Origin of the sequence: Flavobacterium anhuiense (genome assembly GCF_004151235.1) — a bacterium.
GTDB classification, from domain to species: domain Bacteria; phylum Bacteroidota; class Bacteroidia; order Flavobacteriales; family Flavobacteriaceae; genus Flavobacterium; species Flavobacterium anhuiense_A.
Map to the genome: position 1 here is coordinate 250075 of NZ_JUIV01000001.1, position 16057 is coordinate 266131.

A 16057-nucleotide genomic window follows, 5' to 3' on the forward strand; every position below is an offset into this window, starting at 1 on the left:
CGGTCTTACAGTTTTTTTACACTCTTAATTAGAACTGGTTTTCATTATTGTTTTAGTCTGCAGACAAAACCTGAACTAATTTCTTGATGCAAAGTAAAGGAGCTTCCAGGCCTTAACTGGCAAGGGATTCCCGGAATTCCTGCGTTTTCCTGAGATTCCCAGAAATTCCCAGAAAAAAAGCGTAAAAGTCTAGTTTGAATTATTTAATTTTAGACAAATCTCTTATTATAATAGATGCAATAAGTCTGTCAAAAGTTGGTTGCGAACTATTAAAAAAAATATAGAAAAAGTATAGATTTGGAACAGAAATTGAATTGCTTGTAATGATTAAATTTAGAGGTTGAAAATAAAGGCATATAAAAAAAATTAAGTTAGAAATGAAAGTAAAGAGTCAAAAGAAGTTCTTAAAAAAGGCAAGATGAACAATACATTAGAAGAATATAAAAAGGCGATTAAAATTAAATACGAGATCGAAAAAGAGGGAGAGTATTTTGACTTCCTACACCACCCTTCACGCGGAAAACTTCGCGATTTATGTTGGCTTATCTTTGAAGACAACCCGACTCAAGATGATTTAAAAGTTTTTAGAAATTTACTTTGCGTAGATTTTGACTATACTCAGAAGAATAAGTTCAGAAACCAAAAAGATAAGTTTAGGCCCATTGAAACTTTCTTTAAAGGCGAAACAGATCCATCAAATATTGATGCCATAAATCTTGCAGCAGTAATAGTCGATTTTCAGCCGCGCCCTTTTAAAAAATTCAATGAAAAATGTAGAATTGAAGAAGCAAAACAAGTTAAGAATGTAACCGCTGAAATTGATAGTAATGGCATAGAAAAGAATGTTTTGGTAAAAAATGAAAATGAAGAGTCTAGAGAAGTTTCCCAAAAGAGAAATTCTGTACTGAATTTTAAAGATCTATTTTCTAAAACAATGGTTCAGAAAATATATCCTCGCAAAATAATTACGGTTGCTGTTGGAGCAGTTGCTCTAGTTTCTTCTGCATGTTTATATTTGGTGCAGAAAAAAAGTTAAAAGGGATAATTTCGAAATGAAAATTCGATGCATTTTTAAAAATAAAATGCTTGAAGAGAGAAAAAGAATGATTTTTTGAAGGGTAATTGTGGCATTTAAAAAGTTTGTTTTTCGGCATATATTTACTGTTATTTACACAATAAAGATAAGAAAAAAATCCCGATAAACCTAATGAAATTCAGTGAAATAACAGATTTTTTCGCTTTTTTTTCTCTTTTTTTTGAAGAAATTTTTTTGAGCTTTTTCGCTTAATTATTTATTCTAGAAAAATGTAAAAATTGTTTTTTCGGCCGGATTGAAATAAAATTATTTATATTTATCAAACACTAAAAATGGTCTTGATTTTTAATAACAATCAGTTTAAAATACCTTTATGAAAAAGCTCCTAATACTATTAATTGTTTTATGCACTGTCAGCTGTAAAAAATATGTTGTCTCATTTGAACAGCCAACCAATATGAAATTGGACAACTTAAAACTAGAAGTATTTCTAGATAAAGAAAAACTAAAAGAAATTAATTTAAAAGCAACTGAAGCACTCCCTACTTACGAAACGATAAGCTTGTCAACATCTGGCGAAGGAAAACATTTGCTTCAGGTTAAAGCAAAAGATACGACCTTTAGTTTCGAAGTAAAATATCCCGAAGAGAAATATATCAGGATTATAACCAACTTAAAATCTAATGGAAAGATTCATGTTGGAATCTTAAAACAGAATTATAAATACAAGTCTTAATACTATTTGGGTCTAGCTTTTAACCGCAAAGGCACAAAGATAACCGCAAAGTTCGCAAAGCAATTTATACATAGCTTTGCGAACTTTGTTTTTAACTGAAAGTTATTTTAAAATACTTAGCGTACTTCGCGGTAAAATCAGGATAAGAAATCCTTAAACCATAATCCAGAGTTTTTTATAGTTCGTTTTTGGGTTTCAAAATCCACATGGATTAGTCCGAATCGGGCGTTATAACCTTCGGCCCATTCAAAATTATCAGTCAGGCTCCATACGAAATAGCCTTCTACATTTAAGCCTTCTTCTTTGGCACGTAATATCTGTTCTAAATTGTCTTGAATAAAATGCGTTCGTTTTATATCGTGTACTTTTCCGTTTTGAACGGTATCTGGAAAAGCAGCTCCGTTTTCTGTGATGATTATTTTTTTGATTCCGTCATATTCGTTAAACTTTTTAAGAATGTGATACATTGCAGGAGGATAAACTTCCCAACCCATATCAGTCGAAATCACATTTCTTTTTTCGGCACTTATCAGTTCAGCGCCAATGTAGGGAGTTAAAATAGATGATTTTACCACCTCACGAGTATAGCATTGTAATCCGATGAAATCAAAATCGAAAGTGAGATTGTTTAAATCGTCTTCAAGGATATAATTATTCAATTTTTTTAGAACCGGAAGCTCTTTCTGCGGATAACCTAATCCTAAAATGGGTTCTATAAAAGTTCTGTTCAATAAAGTATCAACACGTTTTGCAGCTTCAATATCTTTTGCGTTTTCTGTTGCAGGTTCAATGTGCGTACATGAAAACGTGGTTCCGATGTTGGCATCTGGAATTCGTTCGCGAATTATTTTGGCTCCAGCTGAAGTTGCCAGAGTAACGTGGTGCATCGCTTTAAGATAATTGGTGATTCCTTTTTTTCCAGGTGCATGAATGCCTAAAAAATAACCTGCTCCAGTAAAGACGGAAGGTTCGTTTATCACCATCCAGTTTTTAACGCGATCGCCAAAATATTGTACGCAGACTTCGACATATTCTTTAAACCAAGAAACCGATTCGCGGTTTGTCCAGCCTCCTTTTACTTCAAGTTCGTGAGGTAAATCCCAATGATAAAGCGTTATCCAAGGTTCTATTCCCGAAGCCAGAAGCGAATCTATAATTTTGTTGTAATAATCGATGCCGGCTTGATTGATAGGATGAACGCCAGTCGGCATAATTCTAGGCCAGCTGATAGAAAATCTAAAATTCGGAATATTTAATTCCTTGATTAAATTAATATCGTCCTGATAGCAGTTGTAAAAATCACAAGCAGTTATGGCATGATGTCCGTTTTTGATTTTTCCTTTTTGAGAAGTAAAAACATCCCAAATAGAAGAACCTTTTCCATCAGAATCATGCGCTCCTTCAATTTGGAAAGCGGCGGTTGAGACACCCCACAAGAAATCTTTACCAAATTGGTTTCTATTCAAAAATGAGCTTTCAATTTTATTCATTCAATACTGCTTTCCTTTATTTATAATGGTTTATTAATGTAGGAAAGAAGATTGCATTGCTCTTAAAAAAAGCCATTCTTTGAATGATACTAGGAATTTTAGATTAAAGAATTTCATAACGATTAGTTTTATATCAAATTAAGAAAACTAATGTGAAATTATTGTAAAGTAATTATTATCAAATGATTAAATTGTTTTGTAAGAAGTGAGGAAAAAGGAAAATAATAATTAAAAAGAATAAAAGGGAGCAATCTTTGGATGTTCCCTTTTTTAGCTGATTAAAGTTAATTATCCTCTGGAGGAGGGGGAGGAGGCACTTTGTCATCTGGGCCGTCTGCGCTTGCACCCGTTAGAGGTGTTTCTTTTGCAACTTTTGTTTTCGCTCCAGTAGTTTCCGAATCATCGGCCGTACAAGAATAAGTGGCAAAACTCAATAAGATAAGCATGCCAAATAGTAGTTGTTTTTTCATTTTTTATAAAATTAAATGGTTATGAATATTTTTTTTAAAGCAGTAATAATTATTTAAGATGCAATACTATACTCCAATTTTACAATTCAATTTATCTAAAATCTTTGTACAATCACCAATTTTTGGTAGGACATGCTTTAAATGGAAATACTTAAAAGGGGACTCTCATTTAAATCCAATTACTTTTTAGGAGATGATGGCACAATTATGGGATCATCATCTGGATCAGTTGCTATTAGAATAAGTCGTAAAACTTAAATGCTGAATTAAAGTAATTTTTTAATGTTAAAGTAATTTAGATTAAGCAATTGTTGCTTGAATTATTTTTTTGGTGGCGGAAGATTGATTGGGTCATCACCAGGGCCATCTGGTTCACTTGCTTGTCCTTCAGAGAGTACTCTCTCTTTTTTGGTTTCAGTTTTTAATCCGTTTGTTTCTGTTTCGTCGGAAGTGCAAGAAAAAGCTGTAAAGCTAAACAATGCAAACAGACCGAAGACGATTAGTTTTTTCATTTTCTTATAAAATTAAATAGGTTATTAATATATCTAAAATACACTTAATTTGTTATTTGTGTAAAAAAAAATGATTTTTAATGGTAAAATGAGATTTATGTAAAATATTCGTAAAATCATGAAATTTCTTATAAGTATTTACTTTTAATTTAGCATTATTGAATTAAATTAATAAAAAACAAAGAAATCATGAAAAGTAGAAAAATATTATTCGTATTAGCCTTAAGCGCGGGAATGTTCGTAACCTCTTGTAGTAACGACGATAATGAAGGAGAAACAATAGTTCCAATTCAGGGGAAATATAATCTAAGCAAAACGGGAACAATTGTTAATGGTCAAGAAGTTTTAGTTGATGCTCCACAAAACCAAAGTGGATGTCCTGGAGATTATTTAGACTTAAGATTAAGTAATGCAGCAGTTATTGGTGATTATAATGGCTCTGATTGTGCTTTAACAGAAACTACTGGTACTTATGTAAGATCGCATAATGATTTGACTATTACTGTTGGTAACGTAAGTTCAACTAGTGATATCATGAACCTTACCAACAAAGAACTAAAAATTAAAGACAAAACAACAGGTATAATTACTGTTTATACTAGATAAAATTTGTTTTGAGATAATTTCAATTTCCTTTGAAATGAAAAACGGAAACCGCTTATTTGCAGTTTCCGTTTTTTTATGAATTTGGAGTTTGAAATTTAGAAATTGGAATTTAAAATTCTTATTCTACCGGAATATAAATATCAAAAGAAGCTCCTTTATTCTGAATGCCAGAAGCTGTAATGATTCCGTTATGGTTTTCTACAATTTTTTTCACAATTGCCAATCCAATTCCGGTTCCATTGTAACGGTCTCTCCCGTGAAGACGCTGAAAAACTTCAAATATTTTTTTGTTGTACTGAGCTTCAAAACCGATTCCGTTATCAGAAACTTCTATATGGCAATATTTCTTGGCAGGAATAAGTTTTTCATTTTCTAAATCTTTTCCTAAAGCACATTTACTTTTAATTTTTATTACAATTGGAATGTCAGGATTTGAAAATTTTAAAGAATTACTGATGAGGTTGTATAGCAATTGCTTGAATTGAAACGGAATAATTTCAACTTCACAGGTTTGCTCAATTTCGATTACAGCACTTTTTTGTTCTAATTCTTCGGTTAAATCTTCTTTTACTTCATGTACAATTTGTGCAAGATCTGTTTTAATAAAAATACGTTCTTGGGCATTTGTTCTTGAATAAGCCAATAAATCATTAATTAAAGTTTGCATTCGCTGTGCGGCGTTCTGCATTCTTTTAAATTTATCTTTTCCGTTTTCGGATAAACGTTCAGCTTCTTTCTCAATAATCTGAGAAGCAAAAGTCTGTATTTTTCTAAGTGGTTCCTGCAAATCATGACTCGAAATATAAGCAAATGACTGGAGCTCTTTGTTCATTTCTTCCAACTCATTGTTTTTCTGCTCGAGCTCGAGTGCATTCATTTTTAATTTATCATCAGCCTTTTTTCTTTCGGTTAAGTCATGGGTAACTTTTGAAAAACCAATGACATCGCCTTTTTTATTATGTACAGCCGTAATAACCACACTTGCCCAGAATAAACTTCCGTCTTTACGTGCACGCCAACCTTCATGAATCACTTTTCCTTTTTCTCTTGCTAGCGTTAAAAGTTTCTCTGGCAGTTTGTTTTTCTGATCTTCTTTGGTATAGAAAATAGCAAAATATTTTCCGATAATTTCGTCTGATTTGTAGCCTTTAATCTTTTCAGCTCCTACATTCCAGTTTTCTACAATACCATTAGAATTCAAGTAGAGAATTGAATATTCTTGAACTTCTTCGACCATTAAATGATAACGTTCTTCACTTTTACGAAGTGATTCATTAATCTGAATTAATTCTCTAGTTCTCGCTGTAACCTGTTGTTCAAGTTCGTGCGTAAAAGCTTTTTCGGTATGAATATCGGTAAAGGCACCTACCCATTTTACAATTTTATTATCGAGTCCTAAAACGGGTTCGCCAATAACGGTATGCCATCTGTACGAACCGTCTTTTCTGCGCATTCTTACATCGCAGCGGTACATTTCTCCTGTCGCAAGCGCATGCTGCCAGATTTTGACATTTTCATCAAAATCATCTGGGTGAATCATTTTCTGCCATGATCCTTCAACTCCTGGTTCGATGCCAGTATATTCTAGCCATCTTCCCGAAGTGAAAAGAGCATTTCCATCGGCATCAGTTTCCCAGATTAATTGCGGAATACTCTCGGTAAGAGAACGGAATCTTTTCTCGCTTTCTTCGATTTTTTTTCTAGCTTCGACTTTTTCTGTAACATCAATAAGTGTCATTCTAATTCCAGAAATCGAATTATTGCTTTCGCGAAGCGGTGCAAATTCAAAATCTACATAAAACTGATTGCCGGTTTTTTCATTGTCAATAAAAAGTAAAGATTCAGATTCTGAATAGACATTTCCAGATTCGTAAACTTTTTTGAGTAAATCAGCATATTTCTGTTTTTTGAGCTCCGGAAATATTTCTAATATTTTTTTTCCTTGAACTTGGCTTTCTTCTTTTTTCCAGATATTCTTCAAAAGCACAAAATTGGCCATTTCAATAACAAAATCATTTCCTCGCAAAATGGCTTTCGGAACAGGCGATTGCATGATAAGATTGCGAAGTTTCTTTTCGCTCTCTTCAATTTTCTGCTGATATTTTTTCTCTTCAGTAATATCTCGAATGGTTCCAATTAGTTTTTCGGGCTCATGATTTTCATCATAAAAAACTTTTCCTTTTCCTTCAATCCAATGTATAGATTGGTCTTTCCAAATTACACGGACTTCATAATTTAAAAATCCTGTATTTAAAGCTTCCTTAAAACCTTTATTTCTAATATGTAAATCATCAGGATGAAGATGAGCCAATAATTCTTCGTGGGTTAATGTCACTTCTTCTTTATAACCGCCAAGAATTTCAAGATATCTCTGAGAATAAGTTGGGATTCTAGTTTTAACATTCAATTCCCATGTACCCAATTCGCTGGCTTCAACTACAATTTTGAGGCGTTCCTCATTTAATTCAATTTTTTTTCTAGCTTCTACTTTTTCAGTGACTTCAGTAGCTGTTACTAAAATTCCAGAAATGTTTCCGTTTTCTTCTTTTAATGGGTGGTAAAGAAAATCAAAATAAGAAGTTTCTATTTTTCCATATCGGTTTAAAGGAACAGGAACTTCAATTCCATGAAAAGGAATTCCGGTATTTAAAACATTGTCCAATAAAGCGCTTACGGTTTCTTTAACTTCTGGAAGAGAATCGTACAATGGTCTGCCAACAAAAGTTTGCTCTTCTTTGTCTACCAATTTTAGATAAGTCTCGTTGGCCATTTCTACAATATATTCTGATCCTCGAAGAATCGTAATTCCAACAGGAGCTTGTCTTACAGTGTCGCGGAAACGCTTGTCGCTTTCCTCGATTTTTTGTTTGGCTAAATATAAATCAGTTATTTCAACCCCAGTATTCATTACGCCATATACATTCCCGTAGTTATCATAAAGTGGCGTAAAGCTGTAGTCAAAATAAGAGGTTTTTAGAACGTTGTCTACAATAAGATTAATTTTTGAATTTTTTGAATGAAAGGGTATTCCTGTTTTGTATACCATTTCTACTTGTTCAAAAATCGGTTCATCCTTTAATTCTGGTAGAATTTCGGTGTATGTTTTTCCAATCACATCGGGACCTTTTCCCCAAATTTTAATTATGGAATCGTTTGCCAATTCAATGCGCATTTCCTTTCCGACATAAACCGCAATCGGAAAAGGGGCATTTTCAACCAGCTGTCTTATCTTTTGTTCGCTTTCTTCTACTTTTGAACGCGCCAAAACCTGAGCCGTAACTTCTGTAGCAATTGCTGCAACGCCCGAAATAGTTCCGTCAGGTTCACGCAAAGCTTCGTAAACAAAATTGATATACGTATTTTCAGTTTGCCCATTTCGATTTAGTTGGACAAATAATTCGTCTGTGGTAATTTTTTTTCCGTCTGTAAAAACGTTGTAAAGAATTTCATCAAAGCCTTGTTTTTTTAATCCTGGCAGAACTTCAAAAATAGGCTTATTTATAACATTTTCTTCTTTTGCTTCCCAAAGCTGCAGCATTTGTTCGTTGACAATTTCAACAACATGATTTTTCCCTCTAAAAATGCACATTGCCACCGGAGCTTGCATAATATTATTGGCAAATCGTGCATTGCTTTCCTGTAAAGCATCTGCGACAATTTTCTTTTCGGTAGTTTCGATAACGGTAACCAAAATTCCGCCAATAGAACCGTCTTCTATTTTTATCGGACTATACGAAAAATCAAAAAAGCAATCTTCGGTATAGCCATTTCGGTGAAGAGGCACTTTAAAATCAGGAAAACTTACGGCATGTCCTTTCATAACATCGGCAAACATTGGACCTATAGTATCCCATATTTCGCTAAATGTTTCTCGAGAACTTCTGCCTAATGCTTCAGGATGCTTAGAAACGCCAAGAATTGGACGAAAAGCATCATTATACAATTGCGTATAATTTTCTCCCCACGCTATGTACATTCCAAACGGATTGCCAAGTATCATTGCCGTCATGGTTTTTAAACTTTGCGGCCAATTTTCTGGATTGCCCAAAGAGGTTTTGCTCCAATCTGCAGAACGAATTAAATCTCCCATTTCACCTTCTTGGGAAATAAAATAATGTTCCTTTTTTTTGCGGTTCATTTCCAAAGAAGATTAAGGTTGCAATATGAAATTGGCTCTTTCGGGCTGTTTGAAATTATTTTCTGGTGCAATGGTCAATGCTTTTGCGATCACACTTTTGAGTTTGGTAAAGTCACCAGGTTTTCGAATATAATAAGAAGCACCTTTTTGATATAGTTTGTTTACGATTTCATTATCCAGTGAAGTTGAGAAAATGACAATGGGCAGATTTTCTAACCTTTCGTCATTCTTTATTTCATCCAAACATTCCAAACCATTTTTTAAAGGCATATTCAGATCTAAAAAAAGAACATCAGGTAGATTTAAAACATTATTTTTTAAATAATTCATTACTTGCACTCCATCATTTACAGTTAAAAGATCAGTGCTTATAGCTATTTCATCGAGAGCTTCTTTAAAGAAAAGGCAGTCGTCTTCGTCATCGTCAGCCAGTAAAAGATGGTAATGCTCTTTACTCATTGTAGTCTCCTATATTTTACGGTTTAGTTTATCTGGATAAATTTAACTTTTTTCGCTAAGATTTTCTGTTTTTTTGTAAAGAATGTTTTTTAAAAGTCGAAAAAAAGGCGTTTTTGAATCTATTTTCTTTTTCTCAAACAATTTTATTTTAATAATAGCGTTCTAGTATTTTCTAACGGTTTTTTCGTCAGAAAATTATTTTTGAGATTTCGTTTTTTTTCCAAAAAAGGAAAAGCAAAACACTCTGAATCCTTTTGAAATCTCACTTTTTCAATTCCAAATTCTCTATTTTTATTGTTTACCGTATCCAAAAAGTGTAAAATTATTACACACTCTTTTTTGTGCCTATTTTTCTAAACGGCTCTATACCAGTTTAGAACTGTATTGGCATGCCGCTTGTAAATTGTGTTTATGTCAAAATCTTTGATGTGTCCGTTTTTTGAAAGGAAAAGATTTTACTAAAAGCCAATTTAAGGAAATTAAAAAAGGAGTATAAGCATGAAAAGCGAAACAATTATCTCAGAACAATTTTATGCGAACAGCAGTTCAGCAATCAGCGAAAAAACATTAAACGGTTCTTTTTTCAGAACAAAACAAAAATCACAAAAAGTATTTGTAGAAAGACCAACAAGTCCGTTCGGGTTGGCAGTTCTTATCGGAACTTTTTTATTACTAATCACAGGTGTAATCTCAGTAATTCTATTGCAAGATGATTTTGAACAATTTCATTTTGAAAGAATTGCTTCGACTTGGGGATTACCATTTTTAATCCTTACAACAATTTTATTCTTCTATCAGGCAGGAGTTTTCTTGTATAGCTCTTTCTTGTATTTAAGATACAAAGCAATTCCATCAGTATCAGACGATTTGTTGCCAACTTGTACGATTATCGTTCCAGCATATAATGAAGGAAAATTAGTTTGGGACACTTTATTGAGTCTTGCAGACAGCGATTATCCAGCAGAAAAATTACAGCTTTTGGCAATTGATGATGGAAGTAAAGACGATACTTGGTACTGGATGCAGGAAGCAAAAGCAAAATTGGGAGATCGTGTTACGATTTTTCAGCAGCCAAAAAATCAAGGAAAACGTCAGGCATTATACAGAGGATTTAAATTAGGAACTGGAGAAATCTTTGTAACTGTAGACAGTGATTCTATTGTGAAAAAAGATACTTTGAGAAACTTGGTTAGTCCGTTTGTAGTGAACAAAAAATGTGGTGCAGTTGCAGGAAATGTTCAAGTTTTGAACAACAAAAAAGCCATTTTGCCAAAAATGCTGAATGTAAGTTTTGTAATGAGTTTCGAATTCCAACGTTCTGCAGAAAGCGAGTTAGGTTCTGTATTATGTACGCCAGGCGCTTTGGCAGCTTACAAAAGAGATGCTGTATTTAATTGTCTTCCAGAGTGGATCAACCAGACTTTTATGGGAGAGCCATCAGATATTGGAGAAGATCGTGCTTTGACTAACATGATTTTGAAACAAGGTTTTGAAGTTAAATTTCAAAGAAACGCGGTGGTATTAACAAATGTTCCTGAAGAATACAAAGGTCTGTACAAAATGTTCATCAGATGGGCAAGAAGTAACGTTCGTGAGAATCTTATGATGGCGAAATATGTTTTTACAGATTTCAGAAAAGAATCAAAATTTGGAGCGAGAATGCTATTCTTAAACCAGTTCTTTAAAATTGCAATGACATACCCATTTATCTTATTTATGTTTTATTTTATTGCGGTTCACCCAGTATTATTTTTGAGTTCAACATTAATGGCAATCTTAATCTTTTCAAGTTTTTCAATGTTGTTTTACGCAAAAAGATATACACTTTCAGAATCATTCTGGGCTTATTCTTACAGTGTTTTTTACACTTTCAGTTTATTCTGGATTGCGCCTTATGCTATTGCAACTGCCAACAAAAAAGGTTGGTTGACAAGAGGCTTATAAACAAGTACACTATTCATTCTATATATAAAACTCCACCCAAGAGAATTACCCGTTGCGAACATTTGCAACGGGTTTTTTGATTTAAAGAAAGATAACCAGTACAACCAACGTTCCATAGGAACGTCTCATCGGTAGAAAACAAATGGTGATCATCCAATTACGTTCCGTAGGAACGTTTCGTCGGTAGAATTAAAATGTGGATTGTGGTTACACGTTCCATAGGAACGTTTGATCGGTAAAAAATTCATGACAATCAAACGTTCCTACAGAACGTAAAACAATGATGTCAATCTAAATTTCTACCGATGAAATGTTCCTACGGAACATATAAAATTGCAACGTGAAATTGCTTCTAATTTTATGTGTTTTTATTTTGAATCCAAAGCAGCAATAATCTGTCTTTTCATTGTTGTATTAATATAGTCTAAAGCCTCAGCATAAGAAATTGAATATTTTCTTTCTATATTTTGAAAATGCTCTGGAAAACTGCTTAAAATTTTATCATAGTAAATATTCAGCTGTATTTCTGAAGGCATTTCATATTTCAGACGAAGCTGAAATCTTCTCAATAAAGCACTGTCAATTATTTCGTAATGATTGGTAGCACAAATTAATAAACTATCAGAAGGAAAATAATCAAAAAGTTGGATTATTGTGTTTACCAAACGTCTCATTTCGCCGACATCTTTATCATCGCTGTCTCGGCTTTTTCCGATCTGGTCAAATTCATCCAAAAATAAAACCGCTCTTTCTCTAATTGCTTTATCAAAAATGGCTTTCAAATTCTTGGAAGTTTCACCAATTCTAGAATCGATAACCGTGCTGAGGTTTACAATAATAATATTTTTGCCTAACGTATTAGCAATCGCTTTTGCCGTTGTTGTTTTACCGCAGCCAGAACTTCCGTGCAATAAAATCTTATTGTCGACTTTGAGATTGTATTTTTTTAATTCTTCGATATATTGATGCTCTTTGATAATCTGAAGCAAAGCCGCTTTATTTTCATCGCTAAAAAACAAATCGTCTAAAGCAATTTTTTCAGTATCAATTACAGTAAGATCATTCAGGTTCATCTGCTCATTATTTGCTGCAAAATTAAGTTTTATTCTGCAATGTTTTCGTTCCAGATTTCTTTTCCTAAAAAGCGGTTTCCGAATATCGAAGTGCCAATTCGAACCATATTCGAACCTTCCGCGATAGCAAGTTCCAAATCCTGAGACATTCCCATAGAAAGTTTCAGATCTTGTAAACCTTCAATTCCTTCCGAATAAATTTCATCGCGAATAGTTCTTAAAAGCCGCAGTGACGGAATCATTTTTTCTTTTTCAACATCTAAAAGTCCAATGGTCATTAAACCTTTAATATTTAGGGTCTCGTAAGTTTTTATTTTTTTAATGAAAGATAAAACGTCTTCTGGAGCTAAACCGAATTTGCTTTCTTCATAAGAAGTATTCACCTGTACAAAAACATCTAATTTTCGGTTTTGATTTTGGAGTTGTTTCTGCAGTTCATCAGCCAGATTTATTCGATCTAGAGATTGAATGCAAGTAGCATATTTCAAAACATCTTTTACTTTGTTGGTTTGAAGATGTCCAATAAAATGGCGTTCGATTGGAAGATTTTTCAAAATATCATTTTTATCCCGCAATTCCTGCATTTTGTTTTCGCCCATTAAAGTTTCGCCAGCCTCAATTGCGATTCGAATTTTTTCTGCAGGAACCGTTTTAGTTGCCAATAAAAGCTGAACATCAGAAGAATTTCTTCCAGCCATTTTACAGGCATTTTCGATACGCTGATGCACTTTAATTAAATTAAAAATAATTTCGTTTTTCATACTGCAAAACTATACCTAAACGGCAAAATTCTGCTGGACCAGTATATTTCAAAAAATGAAAAAACTGGATGATTTGACACTACGAAAACCAATATAAATTTGCATAGAAAAAAACTCAGAACCTTAGTAACTTAGAACCTTAGCATCTTAAAAAGAAATGAAAATAGCAGTTTGGGATACCTACGTAACCCGTAAAGACGGAAAAATTATGCACTTTGATATTTTGGTTGATGAAAATGTTAATGATGCAGAACAGGTATATGAATACGGTAAAAAATACCTGAAAAGTGTAGCGCAAGAAGGACAAACTTTATCGTCTAAAGAATGCCGTTTCTGCCACATTGATAAAGCGCCTATTGAAGTTGAAAATCAGATTCGGGCAAATGGATTTTCTATTATTGAAATGGAGAATTGCAATTAAATTAATTGAACGCTGATAAAACGGATTCGCTATCGCGAAAACGCAGATTCACGCAGATTTTTAAAATCAGTTTTTTTCCGCGTCTTTGCGATAGCAAATCCGTAAAATCCGCGTGTAATTTTGGCTTGTTTTTGTATAGCTAATTTTTGCAATTAAATTAATTTGCAAGACTGATAACTAGAAAGGCTTCGACTCCGCTCAGCCAGACAATCTTCATGTCACCCTGAGCGAAGTCGAAGGGCTTTTTATAACAATTTTGAAAGTATTCTTATTCCTTCCTTCATTTGTTTTTCTGAAAGAGAAGCATAACCCAGACGAAAACCTTTAATGGGTTTTTCAAAACTAAATCGGTTTGGACTCATAATCTGAATGCCTTGTAGTTTTAGTTTTTCAAAAACTTCCAAAACATTAATTTCAGCTTTTGGAACAATCCAAAATGCAAGTCCGCCTTCAGGTTTTGTAAAAGTGATTTTATCTTGAAGATATTGGTTTAGCAAACTCTCAAAATAATCTCTTTTGGTTTTGTAGACCAAATTGGCTTTTTTAAGATGACGCTTTATTTTTCCTTCGTTGATGAGGTTCAAAATCGCTTCTTCCATAATATTATCGCCCTGAACATCTATTATTTTTCTATGGTTTCCGATTTTCTGAATGTTTTCATGAGAACTTGCCAGATATCCAATACGAAGCGCAGGAGCAACAATTTTGCTGAAAGTGCCAATGTAAATATAGTTTTTCAAAGCCGAATGACTGGAAATTGGAAGTATTGGGCGCTGTCCAAAATGAAATTCATTATCGTAATCGTCTTCAATGATTGTAAAATTATATTGATTAGAAAGTTCAATTAGTTTTAACCTCTTTTTTAAAGAAAGCGTTACCGTGGTCGGAAATTGATGATGTGGTGTAACGTAAATTGCTTTTATGTTTGAATGTTTCTCAAGATATTTTTCGACTTGATCGATATCCAATCCGTCCGAGTTTACATTTACGGGAAGTAATGTTGCGCCAGCATTTTCAAAAGTTTCCCAAGCAGGTTTGTAACCCGGATTTTCGACCAAAACAAAATCGCCAGATTTTAAAATGCAATGCGAAGCCAAATACATCGCCATCTGGCTTCCGCGCGTAATACAGATTTGATCTTTAGAAATACTCATGCCACGTTTAAAATTCAACATTTGAGCAATCGATTTTCTAAACTCCAAATTTCCCAATTCGGTGCTATAACCCATAATCTGCCAGCGCGATTTTCGGCTGAACAATTCTCGATACGCTCTTGCCAGATCATTCATAGGTGCAAGACGGCTATCGGGAAGTCCGTCATCAAAAACTAAAAAACTTTTAGGTTCTTCTATTTTAATTTTTTGGTCTTTTTTGTTTTCTGCAGCATGATTGATTTGCGGAAGTGACTGTGTTACAAAAGTTCCTTTTCGATCAATTGTTATGAGCCAGCCTTCGGCAATTAAAACATCCAAAGCTTCCACAACCGTATTTCGGTTTACTTTCAATAATTCGGCGAGTTGTCTGCTTCCTGGTAATGCATTGCCACTTACCAATTTTCCAGTTTTTATGGCATCTATTACAGCATCGGCAATTTGCAGGTAAATGGCTTTATCTGATTTTTTATCAAGCTGAATTTCTAATGGCCACGGTCTAAGCATCTGGACTGTTTTTGTTGGGTAAATGAATGTATTTTGCTAGTCCAAAAATACAATAATTATCATTAGAGTATTTTTAATAGTATAGTGGCGAAAAAAATAAGCCTCAAATTCAGTACTTTAAATAGCTTTTGTTATTTTTAAAAATGAAAATTTAAAATCATAACAATGAATGATCTGCTTCGGAAATTTTTAGAACAATTCAATAGATTTAAGCCTTCAGATATTGATCTAATTATTGAAAACACAACAATCGAATTTTTTAAAAAAGGCGATTTTGTAGTTACAGAAGGACAGATTAGCGATAAATGTTATTTGGTTTTAAAAGGCTGTTTAAGAAAATTCAAAATGATTGATGGAGTCGAAAAAACCTCGGGCTTTTTTATAGAAGAAATGCCTTTAGTGATCTATTCGAGCTATCTAGACGGAAAACCTTCTGAATTTAACATCCAATGTCTTGAAGATACTATTTTAGTGAGTGGCACTCGAGAAAAAGAATTAGAAATGCAGTTAAAAAGCTCAATATTGGAGCATATAACTTCGTTGATCATGGTTTCAGATTATCGAAAAGCAGAACGTTATATTGCTTTGCTAAACAATTACAATCCAGAAGAACGTTATCTGAAATTCATGAAATCGAATCCTAATTTTTTAAATCGAATACCGCTCGTTCATATTGCCAGTTACTTAAGTATTACGCCCGAATCATTGAGCAGAATTAGAAAAAGGATAGTTCAGAAATGAGTTTGTTTTTAC

Annotated in this window: 14 protein-coding genes; 6 read left to right on the top strand and 8 right to left on the bottom strand. The window is 33.4% G+C overall.

Going from position 1 to position 16057, the window contains the following annotated elements:
* Positions 1–418 precede the first annotated feature (418 nt).
* Together NU08_RS01165 and NU08_RS01170 are read left to right on the top strand one after the other, a co-directional pair.
* Positions 419–1036 carry a hypothetical protein gene (locus NU08_RS01165; protein WP_129745343.1) on the top strand — a complete coding sequence of 206 codons (618 nt, stop codon included), beginning with the start codon at positions 419–421 and terminating at the stop codon, positions 1034–1036.
* Between the two features lie 373 nt (positions 1037–1409).
* On the top strand, positions 1410–1772 hold the full coding sequence (locus tag NU08_RS01170) for a hypothetical protein (RefSeq protein WP_129745345.1): 363 nt from the start codon (positions 1410–1412) through the stop codon (positions 1770–1772).
* A gap of 137 nt (positions 1773–1909) precedes the next feature.
* Here the strand turns inward: NU08_RS01170 and NU08_RS01175 are convergent, their stop codons facing one another.
* The 3 genes from NU08_RS01175 to NU08_RS01185 all read right to left on the bottom strand — a co-directional run bounded on the left by NU08_RS01175 (position 1910) and on the right by NU08_RS01185 (position 4244).
* Entirely contained in the window at positions 1910–3262 is a 1353-nt protein-coding gene (locus NU08_RS01175; RefSeq protein WP_129745347.1) for a GH1 family beta-glucosidase, read from the bottom strand.
* 284 nt (positions 3263–3546) lie between these two features.
* Positions 3547–3732 (bottom strand): hypothetical protein, encoded by a 186-nt coding sequence (locus NU08_RS01180; RefSeq protein ID WP_129745348.1) that lies wholly within the window; start codon positions 3730–3732, stop codon positions 3547–3549.
* 320 nt (positions 3733–4052) lie between these two features.
* Positions 4053–4244 (bottom strand): hypothetical protein, encoded by a 192-nt coding sequence (locus tag NU08_RS01185; protein ID WP_129745350.1) that lies wholly within the window; start codon positions 4242–4244, stop codon positions 4053–4055.
* Between the two features lie 189 nt (positions 4245–4433).
* Between NU08_RS01185 and NU08_RS01190 the strand changes: the two genes are divergently transcribed.
* Complete coding sequence (locus tag NU08_RS01190) at positions 4434–4850, top strand: lipocalin family protein (protein WP_129745352.1); 417 nt, start codon at positions 4434–4436, stop codon at positions 4848–4850.
* 118 nt (positions 4851–4968) lie between these two features.
* Here the strand turns inward: NU08_RS01190 and NU08_RS01195 are convergent, their stop codons facing one another.
* Positions 4969–8988, bottom strand: coding sequence for a PAS domain S-box protein (locus NU08_RS01195; RefSeq protein WP_129745354.1), 4020 nt, complete (start codon positions 8986–8988; stop codon positions 4969–4971).
* Between the two features lie 12 nt (positions 8989–9000).
* Positions 9001–9447, bottom strand: a complete 447-nt coding sequence (locus tag NU08_RS01200; protein WP_129745356.1) for a response regulator — start codon at positions 9445–9447, stop codon at positions 9001–9003.
* A 498-nt stretch (positions 9448–9945) separates the two neighbouring features.
* Here NU08_RS01200 and NU08_RS01205 point away from each other — a divergent pair, with 498 nt between their 5' ends.
* On the top strand, positions 9946–11391 hold the full coding sequence (locus NU08_RS01205) for a glycosyltransferase (RefSeq protein ID WP_129745358.1): 1446 nt from the start codon (positions 9946–9948) through the stop codon (positions 11389–11391).
* A gap of 368 nt (positions 11392–11759) precedes the next feature.
* Here NU08_RS01205 and NU08_RS01210 read toward each other — a convergent pair whose 3' ends face one another.
* A complete protein-coding gene (locus NU08_RS01210; RefSeq protein ID WP_129745360.1) occupies positions 11760–12464 on the bottom strand; it encodes an AAA family ATPase in 705 nt (234 codons plus the stop codon).
* Positions 12465–12493: 29 nt separating this feature from the next.
* A complete protein-coding gene (locus NU08_RS01215) occupies positions 12494–13225 on the bottom strand; it encodes a YggS family pyridoxal phosphate-dependent enzyme (protein WP_129745362.1) in 732 nt (243 codons plus the stop codon).
* A 157-nt stretch (positions 13226–13382) separates the two neighbouring features.
* Here NU08_RS01215 and NU08_RS01220 point away from each other — a divergent pair, with 157 nt between their 5' ends.
* On the top strand, positions 13383–13646 hold the full coding sequence (locus NU08_RS01220) for a DUF2024 family protein (protein ID WP_008468331.1): 264 nt from the start codon (positions 13383–13385) through the stop codon (positions 13644–13646).
* A gap of 245 nt (positions 13647–13891) precedes the next feature.
* Here the strand turns inward: NU08_RS01220 and NU08_RS01225 are convergent, their stop codons facing one another.
* Positions 13892–15304: a PLP-dependent aminotransferase family protein gene (locus NU08_RS01225; protein WP_129745364.1), complete on the bottom strand. Its 1413-nt coding sequence runs from the start codon at positions 15302–15304 to the stop codon at positions 13892–13894.
* Between the two features lie 165 nt (positions 15305–15469).
* Between NU08_RS01225 and NU08_RS01230 the strand changes: the two genes are divergently transcribed.
* Positions 15470–16045 (top strand): Crp/Fnr family transcriptional regulator, encoded by a 576-nt coding sequence (locus NU08_RS01230; RefSeq protein ID WP_129745366.1) that lies wholly within the window; start codon positions 15470–15472, stop codon positions 16043–16045.
* Positions 16046–16057: the final 12 nt, after the last annotated feature.

What these genes read in the sequence shown, in the direction of transcription:
- NU08_RS01205 (WP_129745358.1), top strand. Translation starts at nt 9,946, where the DNA reads ATGAAAAGCGAAACAATTATCTCAGAACAATTTTATGCGAACAGCAGT.
- NU08_RS01175 (WP_129745347.1), bottom strand. Translation starts at nt 3,262, where the DNA reads ATGAATAAAATTGAAAGCTCATTTTTGAATAGAAACCAATTTGGTAAA.
- NU08_RS01220 (WP_008468331.1), top strand. Translation starts at nt 13,383, where the DNA reads ATGAAAATAGCAGTTTGGGATACCTACGTAACCCGTAAAGACGGAAAA.
- NU08_RS01230 (WP_129745366.1), top strand. Translation starts at nt 15,470, where the DNA reads ATGAATGATCTGCTTCGGAAATTTTTAGAACAATTCAATAGATTTAAG.
- NU08_RS01225 (WP_129745364.1), bottom strand. Translation starts at nt 15,304, where the DNA reads ATGCTTAGACCGTGGCCATTAGAAATTCAGCTTGATAAAAAATCAGAT.
- NU08_RS01185 (WP_129745350.1), bottom strand. Translation starts at nt 4,244, where the DNA reads ATGAAAAAACTAATCGTCTTCGGTCTGTTTGCATTGTTTAGCTTTACA.
- NU08_RS01195 (WP_129745354.1), bottom strand. Translation starts at nt 8,988, where the DNA reads ATGAACCGCAAAAAAAAGGAACATTATTTTATTTCCCAAGAAGGTGAA.
- NU08_RS01180 (WP_129745348.1), bottom strand. Translation starts at nt 3,732, where the DNA reads ATGAAAAAACAACTACTATTTGGCATGCTTATCTTATTGAGTTTTGCC.
- NU08_RS01210 (WP_129745360.1), bottom strand. Translation starts at nt 12,464, where the DNA reads ATGAACCTGAATGATCTTACTGTAATTGATACTGAAAAAATTGCTTTA.
- NU08_RS01215 (WP_129745362.1), bottom strand. Translation starts at nt 13,225, where the DNA reads ATGAAAAACGAAATTATTTTTAATTTAATTAAAGTGCATCAGCGTATC.
- NU08_RS01165 (WP_129745343.1), top strand. Translation starts at nt 419, where the DNA reads ATGAACAATACATTAGAAGAATATAAAAAGGCGATTAAAATTAAATAC.
- NU08_RS01170 (WP_129745345.1), top strand. Translation starts at nt 1,410, where the DNA reads ATGAAAAAGCTCCTAATACTATTAATTGTTTTATGCACTGTCAGCTGT.
- NU08_RS01190 (WP_129745352.1), top strand. Translation starts at nt 4,434, where the DNA reads ATGAAAAGTAGAAAAATATTATTCGTATTAGCCTTAAGCGCGGGAATG.
- NU08_RS01200 (WP_129745356.1), bottom strand. Translation starts at nt 9,447, where the DNA reads ATGAGTAAAGAGCATTACCATCTTTTACTGGCTGACGATGACGAAGAC.